This window comes from Bacteroides caecigallinarum (assembly GCF_021530995.1).
In the GTDB taxonomy this organism is placed as follows: domain Bacteria; phylum Bacteroidota; class Bacteroidia; order Bacteroidales; family Bacteroidaceae; genus Phocaeicola; species Phocaeicola faecigallinarum.
In genome coordinates, this window is record NZ_JADYTF010000317.1 from 1 (window position 1) to 333 (window position 333).

At 48.0% G+C, this 333-nt stretch carries 1 rRNA gene; it reads right to left on the reverse strand.

The window, feature by feature from the left end:
* A 23S ribosomal RNA gene (locus I6E24_RS16825) occupies positions 1-333 on the reverse strand; the annotation flags it as partial.

Sequence of the window (333 nt, forward strand, 5' to 3'; positions counted from 1 at the left end):
AACCTTAGGTCCCGACTTACCCTGATCCGATTAGCGTTGATCAGGAAACCTTAGTCTTTCGGCGAGGGGGTTTCCCACCCCCTTTATCGTTACTTATACCTACATTTGCTTTTCCATACGCTCCAGAATGGCTCACGCCACGCCTTCAACGCCGAATGGAATGCTCCCCTACCAATTGGAAACAATTGCCTTGCGGCCATTGTTCAATTCCATAGCTTCGGCAGACAACTTCATACCCGATTATTATCCACGCCAAATTCCTCGACTAGTGAGCTGTTACGCACTCTTTAAATGAATGGCTGCTTCCAAGCCAACATCCTAGCTGTCTTAGCA